This is a genomic window from Mesorhizobium robiniae (assembly GCF_040545535.1).
Lineage (GTDB): Bacteria > Pseudomonadota > Alphaproteobacteria > Rhizobiales > Rhizobiaceae > Mesorhizobium > Mesorhizobium robiniae.
The window spans coordinates 1-19,539 of sequence record NZ_JBEPMC010000018.1 but is presented as its reverse complement, the minus strand read 5'-3'; the positions used below and the strand labels follow the sequence as shown (position 1 = coordinate 19,539).

Annotated in this window: 14 protein-coding genes and 1 pseudogene; 7 read left to right on the top strand and 8 right to left on the bottom strand. The window is 58.1% G+C overall.

Translation table 11 applies throughout. The features are described 5' to 3' along the window. Window positions 1-15: 15 nt before the first annotated feature. Complete coding sequence (locus ABID19_RS31950) at window positions 16-1,179, bottom strand: acyl-CoA dehydrogenase family protein (protein ID WP_263807111.1); 1,164 nt, start codon at window positions 1,177-1,179, stop codon at window positions 16-18. Window positions 1,180-1,290: 111 nt separating this feature from the next. Further along, window positions 1,291-2,061: a crotonase/enoyl-CoA hydratase family protein gene (locus ABID19_RS31945; protein WP_263807110.1), complete on the bottom strand. Its 771-nt coding sequence runs from the start codon at window positions 2,059-2,061 to the stop codon at window positions 1,291-1,293. Window positions 2,062-2,375: 314 nt separating this feature from the next. On the opposite strand from ABID19_RS31945, the gene ABID19_RS31940 reads away from it, so the two are divergent. Next, on the top strand, window positions 2,376-3,158 hold the full coding sequence (locus ABID19_RS31940) for an MBL fold metallo-hydrolase (protein WP_263807109.1): 783 nt from the start codon (window positions 2,376-2,378) through the stop codon (window positions 3,156-3,158). A 137-nt stretch (window positions 3,159-3,295) separates the two neighbouring features. On the opposite strand, the gene ABID19_RS31935 is transcribed toward ABID19_RS31940, so the two are convergent. The 5 genes from ABID19_RS31935 to ABID19_RS31915 all read right to left on the bottom strand — a co-directional run bounded on the left by ABID19_RS31935 (window position 3,296) and on the right by ABID19_RS31915 (window position 10,215). Continuing rightward, a complete protein-coding gene (locus ABID19_RS31935) occupies window positions 3,296-4,444 on the bottom strand; it encodes a CaiB/BaiF CoA transferase family protein (protein ID WP_263807108.1) in 1,149 nt (382 codons plus the stop codon). A gap of 85 nt (window positions 4,445-4,529) precedes the next feature. Continuing rightward, the gene (locus ABID19_RS31930; RefSeq protein WP_263807107.1) at window positions 4,530-5,693 is read right to left on the bottom strand and encodes an acyl-CoA dehydrogenase family protein; all 1,164 of its coding nucleotides are present in this window, start codon (window positions 5,691-5,693) and stop codon (window positions 4,530-4,532) included. Window positions 5,694-5,803: 110 nt separating this feature from the next. Then, window positions 5,804-7,945 (bottom strand): acetate--CoA ligase family protein, encoded by a 2,142-nt coding sequence (locus tag ABID19_RS31925; RefSeq protein WP_263807106.1) that lies wholly within the window; start codon window positions 7,943-7,945, stop codon window positions 5,804-5,806. A gap of 227 nt (window positions 7,946-8,172) precedes the next feature. Beyond that, window positions 8,173-9,138 carry an NAD(P)H-dependent flavin oxidoreductase gene (locus ABID19_RS31920; protein WP_263807105.1) on the bottom strand — a complete coding sequence of 322 codons (966 nt, stop codon included), beginning with the start codon at window positions 9,136-9,138 and terminating at the stop codon, window positions 8,173-8,175. Between the two features lie 210 nt (window positions 9,139-9,348). Next, on the bottom strand, window positions 9,349-10,215 hold the full coding sequence (locus tag ABID19_RS31915; RefSeq protein WP_263807104.1) for a LysR family transcriptional regulator: 867 nt from the start codon (window positions 10,213-10,215) through the stop codon (window positions 9,349-9,351). 441 nt (window positions 10,216-10,656) lie between these two features. On the opposite strand from ABID19_RS31915, the gene ABID19_RS31910 reads away from it, so the two are divergent. Further along, window positions 10,657-11,643 carry a DMT family transporter gene (locus ABID19_RS31910; protein WP_263807103.1) on the top strand — a complete coding sequence of 329 codons (987 nt, stop codon included), beginning with the start codon at window positions 10,657-10,659 and terminating at the stop codon, window positions 11,641-11,643. A 129-nt stretch (window positions 11,644-11,772) separates the two neighbouring features. On the opposite strand, the gene ABID19_RS31905 is transcribed toward ABID19_RS31910, so the two are convergent. Next, window positions 11,773-13,185, bottom strand: a complete 1,413-nt coding sequence (locus ABID19_RS31905; RefSeq protein WP_263807101.1) for a helix-turn-helix domain-containing protein — start codon at window positions 13,183-13,185, stop codon at window positions 11,773-11,775. 12 nt (window positions 13,186-13,197) lie between these two features. On the opposite strand from ABID19_RS31905, the gene ABID19_RS31900 reads away from it, so the two are divergent. From ABID19_RS31900 to ABID19_RS31880, 5 genes and pseudogenes are all read left to right on the top strand, one after another. Then, entirely contained in the window at window positions 13,198-13,401 is a 204-nt protein-coding gene (locus ABID19_RS31900; RefSeq protein WP_263807100.1) for a hypothetical protein, read from the top strand. Beyond that, on the top strand, window positions 13,401-14,933 hold the full coding sequence (locus tag ABID19_RS31895; protein ID WP_263807099.1) for an acyl-CoA carboxylase subunit beta: 1,533 nt from the start codon (window positions 13,401-13,403) through the stop codon (window positions 14,931-14,933). Before ABID19_RS31900 ends, ABID19_RS31895 begins: the two co-directional genes overlap by 1 nt. A gap of 11 nt (window positions 14,934-14,944) precedes the next feature. Beyond that, the gene (locus ABID19_RS31890; protein ID WP_263807098.1) at window positions 14,945-16,948 is read left to right on the top strand and encodes an acetyl-CoA carboxylase biotin carboxylase subunit; all 2,004 of its coding nucleotides are present in this window, start codon (window positions 14,945-14,947) and stop codon (window positions 16,946-16,948) included. Continuing rightward, a complete protein-coding gene (gene scpA, locus ABID19_RS31885) occupies window positions 16,948-19,086 on the top strand; it encodes a methylmalonyl-CoA mutase (RefSeq protein WP_263807097.1) in 2,139 nt (712 codons plus the stop codon). The genes ABID19_RS31890 and scpA overlap by 1 nt, the downstream gene beginning before the upstream one ends. A gap of 277 nt (window positions 19,087-19,363) precedes the next feature. Next, window positions 19,364-19,539 (top strand): annotated as a pseudogene (locus ABID19_RS31880) (aminotransferase class III-fold pyridoxal phosphate-dependent enzyme); the annotation flags it as partial.

Sequence of the window (19,539 nt, the reverse complement as noted above, 5' to 3'; positions counted from 1 at the left end):
GATTGGGCGGTTGGCCTACGCGCCGTGCGCTCGCATGAGCTCACGGCTAATTATGAAACGCTGGATTTCAGATGTGCCTTCCCATATGCGTTCCGCACGGGCATCTCGATAAATGCGTTCGAGGGGAAGATCGGTCATCAAGCCCATACCACCGCAAGTCTGGATTGCTTGGTCAGCAACACGCCCCAGCATCTCGGAGCACCAAACCTTTGCCATGGCGCAATCTTGCGCAACCGTTGGAGCTTTTTGATCAACTTTCCAAGCAGTATTCATAAGCAGTAGATCGCCCAGACGAATGTCCGTCGCCATATTCGCGAGTGGAAAACCTATGCCTTGAAAGTTGCCAATGGCTTGGCCGAATTGCTTCCGACGAGCGGCATACTCCACAGCCACTTCGAAAGCTCGCTCGGCACGAGCCTGACAGACGGCGGCAACTGAAAGCCGCCCTTCTCCCAGCCACTTTGTAACGACCTTAAAACCTTCTCCTTCTTCACCGACCATTTGCCAGCCACCGACTCGAACATTGTCGAAATGCAGAATGTCGTTGGAATGACCCCGGTGACCAAGCTGTTCGTAACCCTTGGCAACAGTCACGCCAGGTGCATCCAAATCGACCAAAAAGCACGAAATGCGCTTCTTAATGCCCTTTGGAGTGTGCTCTTCGCCAGTCACCGCGAATAAGATAACAAACTGGGACCGTTGAGCGTATCCGATGAAATGCTTGGTCCCGTTGATGATCCAGTCTGAACCGTCTTTGACCGCTTTAGTCTTCATGCTGCGCAGATCGGAGCCGGCGTCAGGCTCGGACATAGCGATACACTCACGCTTCTCACCTCGCATGACGGGCTCGAGGAAATGAGCTACCTGCTCCCCTTCACATGCGGCGAGGATATTATTCGGCCGCCGCACACACTCTGCCAACGCAGTTGACGCGCGGGAGAGGCCGCGCTCCACGAGAGTTAACGAGACGCAGTTCAACCCGCCTCCGCCCACGCTTTCTGGCAGATTGCAGGCATGAAGACCGATTGCCATGCCTTTCTTGCGTATCTCCAGATCCAGTTCAGGAGGGAGGACTCCAGTCCGTTCCAGCAGCTCCTCATGTTGGATAAGCTCTTTCTCGCAGAACTCTCTGGCAGTATTGTAAATTAATTTTTCTTCTTCGTTTAGTTCGAAGTCCATACCGATTTACCTCCCAATTCAAATGTAGAATGCTGGATGAACTGACCGCTGCTTAATTCTGAAAGCGGCCGTGGCTGCCTTCGGGTGCCGCGATCAGCGCGTAGGTCTGTGTTATCGCCCCTTCCACACGGGTTTCCGCTTTTCAGCGAAAGCAAGCAGACCTTCTCGCTCGTCTTCTGAGCCATTCACCCTTTGAACGATCGGTAGCTCCTTGAGCCGCTCTTCGTCTGGCTGTTTATCGAAAGACTGGAACATCATTTCCTTGCTCGCAGCCATCGCAAGCGGCCCATTTTCGAGGAGTACTTCGGCAAGCTTGATTGCGCCTTCCAGCGCCTTCCCGGGTTCCGTGATCTGATTGATCACGCCGAACCGCTCGAAGTACGGCGCTTCTTTGAATGCGCCCGTGAGCGCAATTTCCATTGCAAGGTGATACGGCATGCGTGTCGGAAGCCGGACAAGGCCGTTTGTCGCTACTAGGTTGTGGCGCACCTCAGGAAGCCCGAACTTCGCATCGCGCGCTGCAACGATTAGATCGCAAGAAAGCGCTGTCTCGAAACCACCAGCAAGAGCGTACCCTTCAACAGCCGCAATTAACGGCTTGCGTGGAGGACGACCCATTATGCCGAAATCACCACGCGCTAGCGGCGGCGGGATGCCATCCTTGGCAGCAGCCTTCAAATCCATACCCGAAGAGAACGTGCCGTTCGCACCGGTTAGAATTCCGACGAACAGGTCCTCTTCATTATCCAGCACGTCCATGGCCTTCTCCAGCGCCTTGGCCATGTCCAGATTGAAAGCGTTCCTGGTATGCGGGCGATTCAAAGTCGCAATCAGGATCGAGCCTCGGCGCTCGATCAGAACGCAGTTGGATTCTTCGCTCATTTCAATCTCCCACGAGTCACTGTTTTGCGCCAGGATCGCTGGCGCTTTGCGGTTACCAAGGAGATGCAGAGACTTCGTCACGCCACCGCTCAAGTCATTCGAGTGTGGCGGGGAAGAGCACTTCCTCGCTTGTATAAGAAGCGGCATATATGATTGGAGTGGACACCAAAATTCGAAATAAAATCATTCAGCTGGTGACTTTTTTACGCGCCGCCGTGTGTGTACGGCCATGGTAATGTCTGCAACTAAGGGCAGCGACCTCTCTCTCTAGCGGTCCGGTGAGAATTGTGATCGATCTTAAGATCGGGTAACGCATGCCAAAGCCCAACGGTCTGCCCGTCGCGAGAGAATGGTACCGCGTCGCAGCGGTGTCTGACGGTATAAGTCAGATCATCGAGAAACATGTCGTGCCGTGGATGCGCTGCAATATTTTTCTTATCCGCGGACGGTCAAGCAGCCTTCTTCTCGATAGCGGCATGGGCTTCCGACCGATCCGGAATGAGATCGAGGCCCTGAGAGACATTCATATCAAATGCGTCTGCACACACTGCCATTTCGACCACACCGGATGCGCGCACGAATTTGATGTGCGGCTCGGGCATGCATCGGAAGCGCAAATACATGCCGAACCAGATCCCGACAGCACATGCGCTCGTGCATGGCTCAGCGAGGAAATCATCACCGCCCTGCCAAATGACGGCTTCGAAATCGCCAACTATCGGCTCACGCCGGCGCCGCTCACAGGGTATCTCGACGAAGGCGATGTGATTGATCTTGGCGACCGTGCCTTCCAGGTGCTGCATCTGCCCGGGCATTCCCCCGGTTCGATCGCGCTGTACGAAAAATCGACAAAAACATTGTTCAGCGGGGACGCGATCTACGATGGCGATCTCGTCGACAACGCGTGGCATTCAGACGCTGAAGCTTTCCGCGAGTCTCTTCGCAGATTGCGGGAGCTTCCTGTCGAGACAATTCACGCGGGCCACTTTCCGTCGTTCGGAAGACAACGTCTGCTCGAACTCATAGATCTGTATCTCGCAGGCGCCATCAGCATCGGTGATGTACATGCGTGGAAAGCGGCCAAATCTGACACCTAGCTTTTGCTCCGACTCCTTTAGGAGGATCAGCGCCAGTCGTTAGAAGGCCGTGCTCACCGGCCCCTACCTGTTATGTTCGCGAACGGGATCTGCTTCCAGCCTGAGTTAGCTTCTGCGCAACTGGGAGGTTTGGACAATCAGCTAGGGCCAAGAGCGCCAGCAAGGCGGAGCTCTTGAATTTGCGCCGCGCCGACTCCCAGTTCAGCCAAAATCTCGGCTGTGTTCGCGCCACGGTGCGGGATGGAAGTCGGATTGGCAGATGGTGTTACCGAAAAACGTGGGGCAGGATTCGGCTGCAGCACGCCATCTACGTTGCTGAAAACGTTGCGGGCCATCATATGCGGGTGGACCGCTGCTTCCTCCATCGTGAGCACCGGTGTGAAACAGGTGTCCGTATTCTCCAAAAGTTCGCACCATTCCTTCCGCGTCTTGGACTTGAAGATTGCTGCGAGCTCTTGGCTGAGAGGTCCCCAGGACTTTGGATTGTGCCTGACTTCCTCGGAGAATCGCTCCTCCTGTTCCAGCCCGAGGCGATGCAACAATTCTGCGTAGAATTTCGGCTCTTCCGCCTGCACGACGACCCATAGTCCGTCCCCGCAGACATATGCGCGATCGTAATGCCGTCCGAGCGCGCCGGGTCGCGCATTGGCAGTCGAGTAGTTATAATCGCTGGCGAGGAACGACAGCAGAAGGCTCATGAGATGCGCGGAACCATCCACCATCGCGGCATCGATAACTTGGCCGACCCCGTCCTTTCTCGCTCGCAGAATGCCAGCAAGAATGCCAATCGCTAGGTAGAGTGCTCCCCCAGCCGAATCGCCGAGGATAGTCGGGGGCGCCTCTGGAGCTATTCCGGGTTGGGTAGCCAGCCAAAGCGCGCCGGAGAGTGCCACGTAATTCGCGTCGTGTCCCGCTGCATTCGACAGCGGTCCGAACTGCCCGTATCCAGTCATGCGCCCGTAGACGAGCGCTGGCCGCCTTGCGATACAGGCTTCAGGGCCGAGCCCAAGACGCTCCATCACGCCGGGCCTGTTCCCTTCGATGAGAGCGTCGGCACCGTCGAGCAGTTCCAGAAACAGATTGACCGCCCCTGGCTTTTTCAAATCGAGTACGATTGAGCGCTTTCCGCGATTCACCAACGACCAAGGCCGAGGTGCTCCATGGTCCGCACCTGGACGCTCAACGGCGATCACGTCGGCCCCTAAGTCTGCCAGGATCATTCCGCAGAATGGTGCTGGTCCTAGTCCAACCATCTCGATGATGCGGACACCGCTTAGAACGCCCATGTACCTATATCCTCACTTGCGGCGCCCCGGCACGCTGATGCGAGGAAGCCTTCACATTCTCAATTCGAAACGAGCGGGCCTAAGATCAGATACCCTGCTCGCGCATCAACTCACGGCTGATGATACGTCTTTGGATTTCCGAGGTGCCTTCCCAAATGCGCTCAGCGCGCGCGTCACGGTAGATGCGCTCTAGTGGCAGGTCGGTCATCAACCCCATGCCGCCGCAGGTCTGGATGGCTTGATCAGCCACTCGTCCAAGCATTTCAGAACACCACACTTTCGCCATTGCACAATCTTGTGCGACGGTCGGAGACTTTTGATCCACCTTCCAGGCGGTGTTCATCAACAGAAGGTCGCCGATGCGGATATCTGTGGCCATATCCGCAAGTGGAAACCCTATGCCTTGGAAATTACCGATCGGTTGCCCGAACTGCTTGCGCCGCGCAGCATATTCAGAAGCATACTCGAAAGCTCTTTCTGCACGCGCTTGACAGACAGCTGCTACTGAAAGGCGCCCCTCTCCAAGCCATTTCGACACGAGGGCAAACCCCTGCCCTTCCTCTCCAACTAACTGCCAGCCGCCGATCCGACAATTGTCGAAATGAAGAATACTGTTGGAGTGGCCGCGGTGACCCAACTGCTGATATCCCTTTGCGACCACGAGCCCAGGCGTGTCGAGGTCGATCAGGAAACAGGAAATCCGCTTCTTGACGCCTCGTGGTGTCTCGTCCTCTCCAGTGACCGCGAAAAGGATCACGAATTGGGACCTTTGCGCGCTCGAGATAAAATGTTTCGTGCCGTTGATGATCCAATCCGCACCGTCACGCACCGCTCGGGTTTTCATGCTCCGCAGGTCGGAGCCCACGTCGGGTTCAGACATTGCGATGCAGTCGCGTTTTTCACCACTCATAACCGGCTCGAGAAAGTGTGCGACTTGCTCCCCTTCGCACGCTGCCAGAATGTTGAAAGGCCTGCGAACCGCCTCAGCAAGAGCGGTCGAGGCGCGGGAAAGCCCTTTCTCAACCAAGGTGAGGGAAACGCAGTTCAGTCCACCGCCGCCAACACTCTCTGGCATGTTGCAGGCATGAAGTCCTACGGCGATGCCCTTCCGCCGGATTTCCAACTCTAATTCGATTGGAAATTCGCCTGTCCGCTCAAGCAATTCCTCGTGCGGCATAAGTTCCTTTTCGCAAAAATGTGTAGCGGTCTTGTAGATGAGGCTTTCGTCTTCCGAGAGAGCAAAGTCCATGTCTTCTTCCTATCTGTGTCTGGGTGCTAGGTGGGGCTTTCTCCCGGTTCGGCGGATTGCGCGTTCGGAGCGCAGCAATTCGCCAAACCGAGCGAGATCTCACTTCTAGGCTAGGCTAAAAGTTGTTCCCGTTGCGTCGGAGCGGCCTTTTTTGAAAGCCGGGTGACAGCATCTACCGCAACCACACCTTTCGGGCGGACGATCAACGGGTTGATCTCAGCTTCGACAAAGGCTTCACCTAACGAGATCGCCCAATCGGACATCTTTTTGATGGCCGAGACGGCTGCTTCGACATCGCCAGCGATACGCCCGCGCCATCCGGAGAGCAGTGGATAGAGCCGCAGGCTTTGAATGGCCTCGGAAATCGTGTCCGAGGACGCTGGCAGAAGCACCGTCTTCGTGTCTCGGAGCAACTCAGCCTCCGTTCCCCCGAAGCCGACAGTCAGCGCGAGGCCGATCCCGTCAACATGGCGGATGCCCACGAGCAGCTCACCGACGCCATCTCTTACCATTTCCTCGACCAGGAAGTGCTGGATGTCGATATGTGGAGCGGTTTGCTTGAGCTTCGCAGCCATCAGGCGAACAATCTGCCAAACTTCTTCTGCAGACTGGATCTTCAGGGCAACGCCACCGAGCTCGCTCTTGTGGGCGAGCTCGGAGCTGAGAGCTTTGACGACGACCGGGAACTGCAGCTCCTCCAGGGAAACACGGGTTTCCGGTTGGACAACGATGTTTCGCGGCACACTTACACCGTGTATTGCGAGTTCCGCCTTCGCTTCGGCCTCGTCGAGAGACATGGGCTCGACTTGGCCAGTAAGGCGTGGTTCAATCAGGATTTCGTCATCGGATTTGCGAGCCAATTCTTCCGCAAGTTCGGACGCCCGCATTGCGTTCGAAACCGCGCGAATGCCGTCTTCCAGGCTTTGAAGCGGAACCAGGCCGTCCGCAATCATCTTTTCTCGGTCCGCTTTTGGAAGCAGCTCGGGAACAGTGTTGACGAACGCTGCCGGTATCTCCCGTTCTGCGGCGGCCTTTGCGAATGCGGCAGTAGTGGTTTGCCACGTTATCGGATCCCAGCCCTTCTCCGGTGGGAAGCACATGACCATGAGCGCCATATCGGGCTGATCTGAAAGATACGCACGGTAAAGATCCAGATTGTGGTCATAGCCCTCATTCTGCGCGGAAGAGATGTCCAGAGGGTTTGCCGGGTGGATGAACGGCGGCAGATACTTTTCGGTCTCGGCTGCCGCTTCGGCTGACGGCGGCTGAAGGTCCAAGCCGTTGAACTCCGAAACGTCGCTACCGAGCACCGCATAGGTTCCAGAACTGGTTACATACGCCGTGCGACGCCCCTTCACAGACGGTGCGTAAACAAGCATTTTCAGCGTTTCCAACGCTTCAAGTGGTGTACCAACCTCGACGAATCCAAGACGACGGAAGAGGGCCGATGCGACAACATCATCGCCTGCAAGTGAGGCAGTATGTGACTGTGTGGCTCGTTGACCTGCAGTTGTCCTTCCACCCTTGATAACAACCACCGGGATGTTCTTGCGAGCTGCCTTCAGCGCTGCGGCGGAAAGAACGGAGACTTCCCTGATGCTTTCAAGATACAGATTGATGGCCTTAACGCGTGGATCATCGAGAACGACGTCCATCAAATCGGCGACACTCAACATCGCCTGATTGCCAAGCCCAATCGAATAGGCAATCGGAATAGAACGATCTGCACAGCCAAGGTCTGACAGATAGGAACCACCGTTGCTTATTAGAGCTACGCAACCACCGACGTCTTGATCGCCGAAGTGATCCATCATGAAGCACGCACGGTCGGCGAAGTTCGCTACGCCCGGGCAGTTGGGGCCAATGATCGGCATTTCTCCGGCCGCCTCGACCAGTTGCCTCTGAGACTCTTCGCCGCCATGCATTTCGGAGAACCCGGAGGTGTTGCAAATTGCACCACCGGCGCCGATGCTCGCCAGCTCCCTGACAACGCCGATTAGACCGTCTCTCGGAACGGCTAAGAAAGCGACGTCCGGGTCGATCGGGAGTTCGGAGATGGTGGGAACGCACTTCACCCCAGCCAACTCGTTCCGGCGTGGGTTCACGACAAAGATTTCACCCTGAAATCCCCGGGCACGGCAGTATTCAATCGCAGGAATCATTGCGGCCCCACCGATGAAAACGGCGCTTTTTGGGGACAGCATCCGCTTGATGCGCCCGCGTCTCAATTCTCGCGCGTCTTGGTCGCTCAACATTGTGCTCCATTGATCTGGTTTGCGGTGATACTACGGCCGCTTGATTAGCCTCCATATCGCAAGCGGGCTGCTCTAGAGATCCGAAATAAACTCATTCAGCTCGTTACTTTTTTACAGCGTGAGAAGAGCTAGGCTGCGCGCACGAGTAGCGGAATGCGAAGCTCGTCTTGTCGTCGATAGGTGCCAGGGCGCACAATGGTCGAAAACGCCAGAATGCTTGCAAACTAGCGGGAGAGCAGGCCGCGGGTGCGCTCGGTCGCCTGATGATATTCCGAAGCTATCTCAGCGATCAGCTCTGCTGCAGGACGTATCTTCTTGACTGCCGCGACCGTGTGACCCGCACTCCAGATATCGCGCCATCGTTTCGGGCCCTCGCCTGCCATGTCCGCGCTGAACCGCCTTCGCGCTTCCTCGACGCTCAGCGGAATGTCGAGCTCTGCGAGGTCGAGGCCGGTCTGCAGTATGGATCTGGTAAGATAGTTGGCATCGAAGCCATTGATCGCCTTTGTGAGACGTATCTCGTCTATGCCAGAGGCGACGACCATTTCCTTATGGCCGTCTGAAGCCATGCTTTCGTGCGTCGCTATGAACGGCGACCCCATCAACGAGAAATCGCAGCCCACCACCTGGGCCGCCCAAAGGGCGTGACCATCCGAGATGCCCCCGGCCAATCCGATTGGCCCATCATAGATCGCACGAACCGCTCGAGCGAACGATAGGCCGTTCAACCATCCGGTCTGACCACCTGCGCCGGCGCTTAAAAGAACGAGGCCATCTGCACCAACCTTGATCGCCTTTTCGGCGTGCCGCATAGAAGCGACGTCCGTCAAGACTGTGCATCCGATATCGTGCAGTTGGGGAATGATCGCTTCCGGCGACCCTACGCTTGCGAGGACGATTTTGACTCGATGCTTCACCAAGATATCGACCTCAGTCTGCAGGGCTTCCGCAGACCTTCTCATCACGATGTTCGGGCAGCAGGGAGCTGATGAAGGCTCGGCACACGCCTGACCGATGATCGTCAACCAGTAGTCGAGCTGCTCGGGCGTTCGAGCATTGAAGGTTGGGAAGGCGCCTATAACACCATTACGGCAGATGGTTGAGACGAGTTCTGGCCCGGACACGCCCTGCATTGGCGCTGCGATCAATGGGATCCGCATCCGCGAGGCAATGGAAATGGGCAAGCCCATGAAATGACACTCCACGAGTGCGCCTCGATCGGCAAATCGCTCAGATCCGTTCAGCGAGCTGCAGATCTTCGCGACAGAATTCGAGGGGGCATGCTCGAGCGCAACGTGACTAATTCTCACGTGCACGTCGAAAATTTTTCTGCCACTGAATTTGACAAGCGACAGCCTATCAACGCGGCACAGCTATCGTAGAGTGAATGCTGTCGTTGTTTAGCGTTTGTGCAGCGCGCCAAAGGCTTCTCTTATCGCTGCCGCCATACCCGATACTGCTTCGCTATCAGACCGAGCGTTCCGATGCAGTACCACGCGGGACGCATCGATCTGCTGGAACCCATCTTCCTCGGTCAGTTCCCTGGCCCCAGCCGGGATGTTGCTCCGAGAGAGAGGTGCCACCGCCAAGCCTGAAAGGACTGCGAGCTTGAGTCCGCTGCTCGTATCGCTGGTGTAGACCGTCCGGAATTTGACCTTTTTTTCTTTCAACGATCCGAGGGCGTATTCAGTGCACCAGCCGGAGTTGACGTACAGGGCAATCGGCAATGGAGAGCGCACATGCGTGTTATGCTCATCGGAGGTCGCCCAAACCGTAGGGTCGATCATCAGAAGTTCGCCGCCGGAGTCTTCCTGCCAATCGAATACCACCGCCAAGTCCAGTTCTCCGGATACCACACGGTTCAGGTTCTCGGAGGAGTGCCCGTATCTGGCTGTGCAATCCACATTCGGGTGGAGCTTCGAGAATGTGTTCAACGCACGGCCTACAACGATATGTCCGTACTCTTCCGGCAATCCTATGCGAACCAGCCCTCCGAGTTGCGGTGTCTGAAATGCTGCAACCGTCTGATCCAATAGAGCTACGACGCGACGAGCATTGACAAGCAACTCTGTTCCTGACCGGGTCAGCTCCACTCCGCGACCGCCACGAGTGAACAGAGGTTGCCCGAGTATTCCTTCGAGGCGCTTTATTTGAAGGCTTACCGCCGACTGAGTTCGGCCAACTGTGTCAGCCGCGCGCGTGAAGCTGCGGGTCTCATGAACCGCCAGAAACGTACGCAAAAGATCGCTGTCCAGAGCCGCACTCATAAAATTCACTCATTGCTGCCAGAAGTTATATTCGTTTGATTCATACCCATGGCACGTGCATCCTGGGTAGGCAACGAAAGAAAACTTGGATGTCATTCCTCTCCAGAACTCAGTCAATCGGATCAAGGTATCTCCAGCACTGGAATCTGGTCGGCCGAGACACCGCCTTGGACACAGTTCTTGCACGGCACGACGACAGGCTTCTAGCTGACGCTGGACTTACCCGCGAGGCGCTCGGATTTCCCGACGCCGGTTCGCGGTCGAAGTGGAATCGGTCGAACATACCCTGGCTACTCTAACGAGTACCCCACGCCGAGGTCCTAACTCAGACTTTTTGAAGTGGCTAGCCATTACTGTGTTTGCGTCTCCGGTGGCGCGACCTCGCTCTCCAGATCCCAGTGAACTTCATCCAGCCGGAAGGCTCTAACTCAGCGGACCGAAATGCAGAATCGAGTGTTGCTGGGGGTTGCGAGCCTTTGTCTAGGCGTCTTTGTGTTTTCCCTACAGGATCCATTGGTCAAGTCGGTATCGTCCGCGTACCCTGTTTCCGAAGTGATGGCGATAAGGGCCTTGGCCTCATTTCCGATCCTCGTGGTTCTTGTCCACCTCGACGTCGGACTGGGTGCGCTGCTTACAACAAGATACATAACTCTGACCATCCGAGGATTCACGCAGTTCTTTTCGTACGCGCTTTATTACCTAGCCATCGCAGCGTTGACGCTCGCCGATGCCGTATCTCTCTTCTTCATGGCTCCGCTTTTCATAATGGGGCTCGCAAGCCCATACTTGGGAGAGCGGATTTCCATCGGAACCTTGGCTGGCGTTCTGCTCGGTTTGGTGGGGGTTCTGATAATGCTCCGCCCTGGAGCAGGTTTGCTGGACTGGGCCGCGTTTCTCTCCCTTGGATCAGCACTTCTCTATGCATTTTCACAAGTGATCGCGCGTCATATCAGCGAAACCGAATCCGCGACTACGATGGGATTCTACCAGAACGTAGCGTATCTGGCAGGATCGATCGTGTTCGCGGTTGCGTTTCGCGTGGCAGGCTTCACGCATGCAGAACACCCCAGCCTGGCATTCTTGGTTAGGCCCTGGGTATGGCCAACATCGATCGATCTGCTGAAGATGACCGCATGCGGCGTAGTTGCTTCTGCAGGAATGGTGCTTCTCTCTCAAGCCTATCGTCTAGCGCCGGCAAACCGTGTTGCAACTTTCGAATACACTGGCATGATTTGGACTCCGCTGTGGGGATATGTGTTCTTCGCGGAGTTGCCGCGCGCCACGACCCTGGCAGGCGCTCTGATCATTATCGTGGCCGGCTTGTTCGCTCTCCACGGTTCGCAGCATGTTGAAAAACGTCGACATCGAGCCATTGTTCGAGCGAAGGCTTTGGAGTCTGGTTGTCGATGCCAGCTAGACCCGCCTTAACTGTCGCTTGGGAGACCCGCGCACGGTCGTTGACGATGCTTCTGACGTCGGGAAGCGATTTCGGCGAATCGAGGTCGGAGCAATGATGATGATTCGACTTGCATGTCCTGGCGCTGCCGGCGATCGAAATCAGCAGATCGTGTATGGCAGTTCGCCGCGTCGGTCGTGATCCACGGTAATCGTGCTCTTGAGCGGCGGAACGGCGCGTTGGATGCAGTTTATCCGCTCGCAAATGCGGCATGAAACGCCGATGGGCTCGAACGCTGAGCTGTTGGCAAAATCCAGCCGGTCCGCGTAGACGAAATCGCCGGCGTCGGAGATCTCGCATCCGAGCGCGATCGCATAGCGTCGATGAGGAGAACCGTATCCACCGTCTGCCTTGGTGATTTCTGTCGCGATACTGAGATAACACACGCCGTCTGGTGTCTCGGCCAACTGGCAATCCATGCGGCCTGGGGTTTCGAACGCTTGATGAGCGTTCCACAACGGGCAAGCTGCACCGTAGCGGGCGAATTGCAACTTCGCGGCGCTATGGCGCTTGGTGATGTTGCCGGCCCGGTCGATGCGCGCGAAGAAGACGGGCACGCCCTTCAACCGAGGCCTTTGCAAGGTCGACAGGCGATGCGCCACCTGCTCAAGGCTGGCGCCGAAGCGCATTGCGAGCAGGTGGAGGTCGTGCCTTAGTTCTTTTGCGGCGGCCAGGAAGGGACGGTATGGCAACATGAGCGAACCGGCAAAATAATTCTGGAGGCCGACCCTGCATATCTCTGCCGCTTCCGGGGTACGGAAGCCCGTGCGCTCGATGATCGCATCGATTTCCGCCCGCTGCTCCAAGGCGCCGATCTGGAGTGCCATCTGAAAACTGCGCGTCGATGCAGGCGAGTAAGAGTTCAAATACAGCACGCGCGCGGAGGCGTCGAAGCGCCTGATTACCCGCTCGCCACTGGCAGCACGCGCAATGCGAACGCGATGATGCTGTTCCAGATGATCCGCCAAAGCCGTACCGACATCTCGGTCCGGCAAGCCCAAGGCCTTCGCCAGGTGCTCGGCCGCGGCGTCGAGCTCGTCAATGTAGTTGTCGACAAAATGAAAGAAGTCCCGCACTTCCTCGTAGGGTGTCGGCCCGGCAAAGGCATTGGTTCGGATCAGCTGGTCGTCGAAGCTGGCAAGCTGCTCGCTGTTTCGTCGATATGCCTGGTGACAGGTGATCAGCGCATGAGCGAGAGACGGTGCGTTTTGGGCAACGAGCTTGAGTTCCTGAAATCCGGCTGAAACACCGCCGAACACCGGATCAGCAAGTGCCTCGCTCAGTGCCGAGAGCAGCCGGTCGGCCTCGCTGCCACCGATTGAAGCGATATCCACATGGAACTTTTCGGCGAGCGCAAGAAGCACTGCGGCTGACACCGGTCGTTGGTTGTTTTCAATCTGGTTCAGATAGCTGGTCGAGATCCCCAGCCGCTCGGCGAATGCCGCCTGGGTGGCCTTGTTGGCCTCGCGCAATTCGCGTACGCGGCGTCCAATGAAGAGCTTGCCGTTTGCCATTTGCAATTTCGCATGTTGCTGTTCGCAATTTCATACATTTTGCAAGCGCACACGGTCAAGCCTTTCCCGTCCATTGCTGGCGAACTAATGCAGCGTAATTCCAGTGAGGAGCTCATGCGATTGTCCAGCAAAGCAAACCCGCATTTGAAGCAAAGCCGGCTCGCCGCGACGCCATTGCCGACGGCTTTGAACTTTGCACCGAAGGCTGACCGCTGATGCGGGCCGTTCTCGAACAACTCGAGGTGCGTCGTGCGCAGGCCCGCCTGGGCGGCGGGCAGAAGCGTGTCGATGCCCAGCATGCCAAAGGGAAGCTGACCGCCCGCGAGCGCCTCGTGGTGCTCCTCGATGAAGGCTCCTTCGAAGAATACGACATGTATGTCACCCATCGTGCCACAGACTTCGGCATGGCTGACCAGAAGGTCGCTGGCGACGGCGTGGTCACGGGCTGGGGTACGATCAACGGCAGGCTTGTTTACGTCTTCTCTCAGGACTTCACGGTGCTCGGCGGATCTCTGTCTGAGACACACGCCCAGAAGATCTGCAAGATCATGGACATGGCGGTGCGCAACGGGGCGCCGGTCATTGGCCTCAACGATTCTGGCGGCGCGCGCATCCAGGAGGGTGTCGCCTCACTGGCCGGCTACGCCGATGTCTTCAAACGCAATGTCGATGCTTCCGGCGTCATTCCGCAGATTTCGGTGATCATGGGGCCCTGCGCCGGCGGTGCGGTCTACTCCCCGGCCATGACCGACTTCATCTTCATGGTTCGGGATTCCTCCTACATGTTCGTGACCGGCCCCGACGTGGTCAAGACGGTCACGAACGAGATCGTGACCGCGGAGGAACTAGGCGGCGCGGCAACGCACACGCAAAAGTCCTCTGTCGCCGACGGGGCTTTCGAAAACGATATCGAGGCCTTGGAAGAGGTCAGGCGCCTCTTTGACTTCCTGCCGCTGAACAATCGGGAAAAGCCGCCCGTGCGGCCATTTCATGACGATCCCGAGCGGATCGAGTTGCGTCTCGACACGCTGGCGCCGGACAGCGCCAACAAGCCCTACGACATGAAGGAACTGATCACGGCAATCGCCGATGAAGGCGACTTCTTCGAGCTTCAGGCCGCCTTCGCCCGCAACATCATCACCGGATTTGTTCGCATCGAGGGCAGGACGGTTGGCGTGGTGGCCAACCAGCCCATGGTGCTGGCCGGATGCCTCGACATTGATTCCTCCCGCAAGGCGGCACGTTTCGTTCGCTTCTGCGACGCCTTCGACATCCCGATCCTGACGCTCGTCGACGTGCCAGGTTTCCTGCCGGGCACCGCCCAGGAATTTGGCGGCGTCATCAAGCACGGCGCCAAGCTGCTGTTTGCCTATTCCCAGGCGACCGTGCCGATGGTCACGTTGATCACGCGCAAGGCTTATGGCGGCGCCTACGACGTGATGGCTTCCAAACATATCGGCGCCGACATCAACTACGCCTGGCCGACCGCCGAAATCGCGGTGATGGGCGCAAAGGGGGCGGCCGAGATCCTCTACCGGTCAGAACTCGGCAATCCCGAGAGGCTTGCTGCTCGCACCAGGGAATACGAGCAGCGTTTCGCCAACCCCTTCATTGCCGCCGAGCGGGGCTTCATCGACGAGGTGATCATGCCACATTCTTCACGCAGGCGGATTGCGCGTGCCTTTGCCGCTCTGCGCGGAAAAAGCGTCGAAACGCGCTGGAAGAAGCACGACACGATCCCACTTTGAGTACGCAAAAAATGTTCAAGAAGATCCTGATTGCCAATCGTGGCGAGATCGCGTGCCGGGTGATCAAGACGGCACAGAGGCTTGGCATAGCCACCGTCGCGGTCTATTCCGACGCTGACCGCGACGCCTTGCACGTCCGGCAGGCCGATGAGGCGGTCCATATCGGTCCCGCCGCCTCGGCCCAGTCCTATCTTCGCTTTGCAAACATCCTCGATGCCGTCACCGCTACGGGCGCTGATGCGGTTCATCCGGGCTACGGTTTCCTGTCCGAGAATTCGAATTTTGCCGAAGCGCTCAAAGCCAAGGGCATCGCCTTCATCGGCCCCTCGCCCGTCGCCATCGAGGCGATGGGCGACAAGATCACCTCAAAGAAGATCGCGGCATCCGCCGGTGTCTCCACCGTACCCGGCCATATGGGCCTGATTGAGGATGCCGAGGAAGCGGCGCGCATCTCCTCGGAGATCGGCTTTCCCGTCATGATCAAGGCATCCGCCGGCGGTGGCGGCAAGGGCATGCGCATTGCCTGGAACGAGATCGAGGCGCGCGAAGGATTTCAGTCCTCACGAAACGAAGCCAAGAACGCCTTTGGCGACGACCGCATCTTCATCGAGAAATTCGTCACCGAACCACGTCACATCGAAATCCAGGTACTCGGCGATCAGTACGGCAACATCGTCTACCTGGGCGAGCGGGAATGCTCGATCCAGCGCCGCAATCAGAAGATCATCGAGGAGGCCCCCTCCCCGTTCCTTGACGAAGCAACCCGGCAGGCGATGGGAAGGCAGGCCATCGCTCTTGCCAGGGCGGTCGGCTACCACTCGGCAGGTACGGTTGAATTCATCGTCGACCGCGACCGCAACTTTTACTTCCTCGAGATGAATACCCGGCTTCAGGTCGAGCATCCGGTCACCGAACTGGTAACCGGCATCGATCTGGTCGAGGAAATGATCCGCATCGCCGCCGGCCAAAAGCTGCGCTTTGCCCAAGAAGATGTGAAGCTGAACGGCTGGGCGATCGAAAGCCGACTCTACGCCGAAGACCCGTGTCGCAATTTCCTGCCCTCGATCGGTCGTCTGACACGTTACCGGCCGCCCATTGAGGGTGCACGTGCAGATGGTTCACTGATTCGCAACGATACTGGGGTGGTCGAAGGCTCGGACATCTCGATGCACTATGATCCTATGATAGCGAAGCTCTGCACCTGGGCGCCCGATCGGCTGGGCGCAATCAACGCCATGGCTGCTGCATTGGATGATTTCGAAGTGGAAGGCATCGGCAACAATCTGCCGTTTCTCTGCGCTGTCATGGACCATCCGCGGTTTCGCGAGGGGCGGCTGAGCACAGCCTTTATCCCCGAGGAGTTTCCGGACGGCTTCACAGGTGTGTCCCCAACCGACGCGGATGAGCGCAAGCTCGCTGCGGTCGCGGCGCATATCAACTGGAAACTTCAGCACCGCAATGTCCTGATCTCCGGCGCGATGGACAATCATCGTCGCAAAGTCCCTAGCGATTGGATCGTCACACTTGGCAGCCATGCCTTCGCAATCGCGGTGCGCGATCAGGAAGATGCTACCGCGGTTTCATTCGATGACGGCTCGGTTCTCAGTGTTGTCAGCGATTGGCTGCCGGGACGGCATATCGCGCACTTTCAAATTGGCACCGAGTCCGCGTCTATCAAGACGTCAAAGTCAGGAACCGGCTACCGACTGCGCTGTCGCGGAACGGATGTTGTCGCCCATGTACGCAGCCCACCTATCGCCGAGCTTGCGCGATTGATGCCGAAGAAACAGCCGCCGGACACCTCCAGGCTGCTGCTTTGCCCGATGCCTGGTGTGGTCACCGCGATCGCCGTGTCCGAAGGAGAACAGGTCGAGGCTGGACAGGTGCTCGCCACCGTCGAGGCCATGAAGATGGAGAACGTGCTTCGCGCCGAACGGCGGGCCGTTATCAAACGGATCGCCGCCAAGGCGGGCGCAAGCCTTGCCGTCGACGAACCCATTCTGGAGTTCGAATGATGGCCGACGCCAAACTCGCCGACTGGCGCGCTCTCGCCGAACGGGAGCTGAAGGCCTCCCCAGACGCCCTGGTCTGGCGCACACCCGAAGGCATCGACGTCAGGCCGCTCTATACGGCAGATGATCTTGATGGGGCCGACCACCTCACCACGCTGCCCGGCCTGAAGCCATTCGTCCGCGGACCGCGTGCCACGATGTATGCCGGCAGGCCGTGGACGATCCGGCAATATGCGGGCTTCTCGACGGCCGAGGAGTCGAACGCGTTCTACCGCAAGGCGCTCGCCGCCGGCCAGCAGGGTGTGTCGGTCGCTTTCGATCTTGCGACGCACCGCGGCTATGACAGCGATCATCCGCGTGCCGTCGGCGATGTCGGCAAGGCCGGCGTGGCCATCGATTCCGTCGAGGACATGAAGGTTCTGTTCGAGGGCATACCGCTCAAGGATATTTCCGTCTCCATGACGATGAATGGTGCGGTCATTCCGATTCTTGCCTGCTTCATTGTTGCCGGCGAGGAGCAGGGCTGCTCGTCGTCCGAGCTTTCCGGGACCATCCAGAACGACATCCTGAAGGAGTTCATGGTCCGCAACACCTACATCTATCCCCCCGAACCCTCGATGCGGATTGTCGCCGACATCATCGAGTACACCGCAAAGGAGATGCCGAAGTTCAACTCGATCTCGATCTCCGGCTATCACATGCAGGAGGCCGGCGCGACGCTGGTGCAGGAGCTCGCCTTTACCCTGGCCGATGGGCGCGAGTATGTCCGCGCGGCGCTGAAGAAAGGCCTCGATGTCGACGATTTTGCCGGAAGGCTCTCGTTCTTCTTTGCGATTGGAATGAATTTCTTCATGGAGGCCGCCAAGCTGCGGGCAGCGCGACTTCTGTGGTGGCGTATCATGGAAGAGTTCGAACCGAAGAAGCCTTCATCGCTGATGCTGCGCACGCACTGCCAGACATCGGGCGTGTCGCTGCAGGAGCAGGACCCCTACAACAACATCGTGCGCACCGCCTATGAGGCGTTGGCCGCAGTGCTTGGTGGCACGCAATCGCTCCACACCAACTCCTTCGATGAGGCGATCGCGCTGCCGACGGAGTTTTCGGCGCGGATCGCGCGCAACACCCAGCTTATTCTTCAGCACGAGACCGGCGTGACCAAGGTCGTCGATCCGCTGGCCGGCTCCTATTACGTCGAAAGCCTGACCGCCGAGCTTGCCGAGAAAGCGTGGGCGCTCATAGAGGACATCGAGGCCATCGGCGGCATGACTAAAGCCGTCATTGACGGTTTGCCAAAACGTCTGATCGAGACGGCGGCGACCCGCCGCCAGGCGGCGATCGATCTCGGCGATGAGGTGATCGTCGGCGTCAACAAATACCGGCTGGAGACCGAAGCCGCGATCGATGCCCTTGAGATCGACAATGCGGCGGTGCGAGAGGCGCAGATCCGCCGTCTCGAACAAACAAAGCGTCAGCGCGACCCCAAGCGCGTCGACGCAGCCCTTGCCGCGCTTGGCAAGACCGCGGCCAGCGGCAAGGGCAACATACTTCAGGCCGCGGTTAAAGCGGTGCGCGCTCGCGCGACGGTGGGGGAGATTTCCGACACTCTGCGTAGCGCCTTCGGCGATCACGTGGCCGTTCCTGAGGTGACCTCGGAGGTTTACGGCGCCGCCTTCCAGAATGAGCCGGAATACCAAACCCTAACGTCCCGCATCAGGGACGTTTCCATGTCGCTTGGCGGCCAGCCGAAGCTGATGGTGGCCAAGCTCGGCCAGGATGGCCATGACCGTGGCGCCAAAGTGATCGCATCGGCGTTTGGCGATCTCGGCTTCGATGTGGTCGCCGGCCCGCTCTTCCAAACGCCGGAAGAAGCGGCAAGCATGGCCGTGGCTTCTCACGTTCATGTCATCGGAGCGTCCTCGCTCGCGGCCGGACACAAGACACTACTGCCGCAGCTCGTCCAAGCGCTGAAGGCACAAGGCGGCGAAAACATCATCGTTGTGTGCGGTGGCGTGGTGCCGCGCCAGGATTATCAGTTCCTGATGGACCACGGGGTCGCCGCTATATTAGGCCCTGGAACACACATCTTGGATGCCGCGCGCGCGGTCATCGATCTCCTGGAAGGAAGGCGTCGTAATCAATGAAGGGCCCCGTCGTCAGCGACTGCAGAATCCGGTCAAGCTGCCCCATGCTTGCATGTTTGATGCGGCCATGTCGGTAAGGACCTTCGAAATTACTCGAGCGTCCAGGGCTCTGGTCGCGATAGCCAAACGCCCGAATAATCCCGGGCGCGCGTCAAATGTAACCAGTAGGCGATCGACGCAGGGCACCACGAATTCGCCATTCGCTCGCGCCCTCGACGCCGACACTGGAAAATCGATCAGAATGCCGAACGCCGGTCTGCTTAGGCACGATAGAGGGCAAACAATGGATCGGTTCGAAGAAGTCTCCCGCGACCGGCGTGCCGCCGCGCTGATTGTCGAACCGCTCGTGCTTGGCGCCGGCGGCATGCTGATGTACCCGGCCTGGGTTCTGGCCGAACTGAAGAAGATTGCCGAAGCCTCCGGCACGCTGCTGATCGCCGACGAAGTGATGAC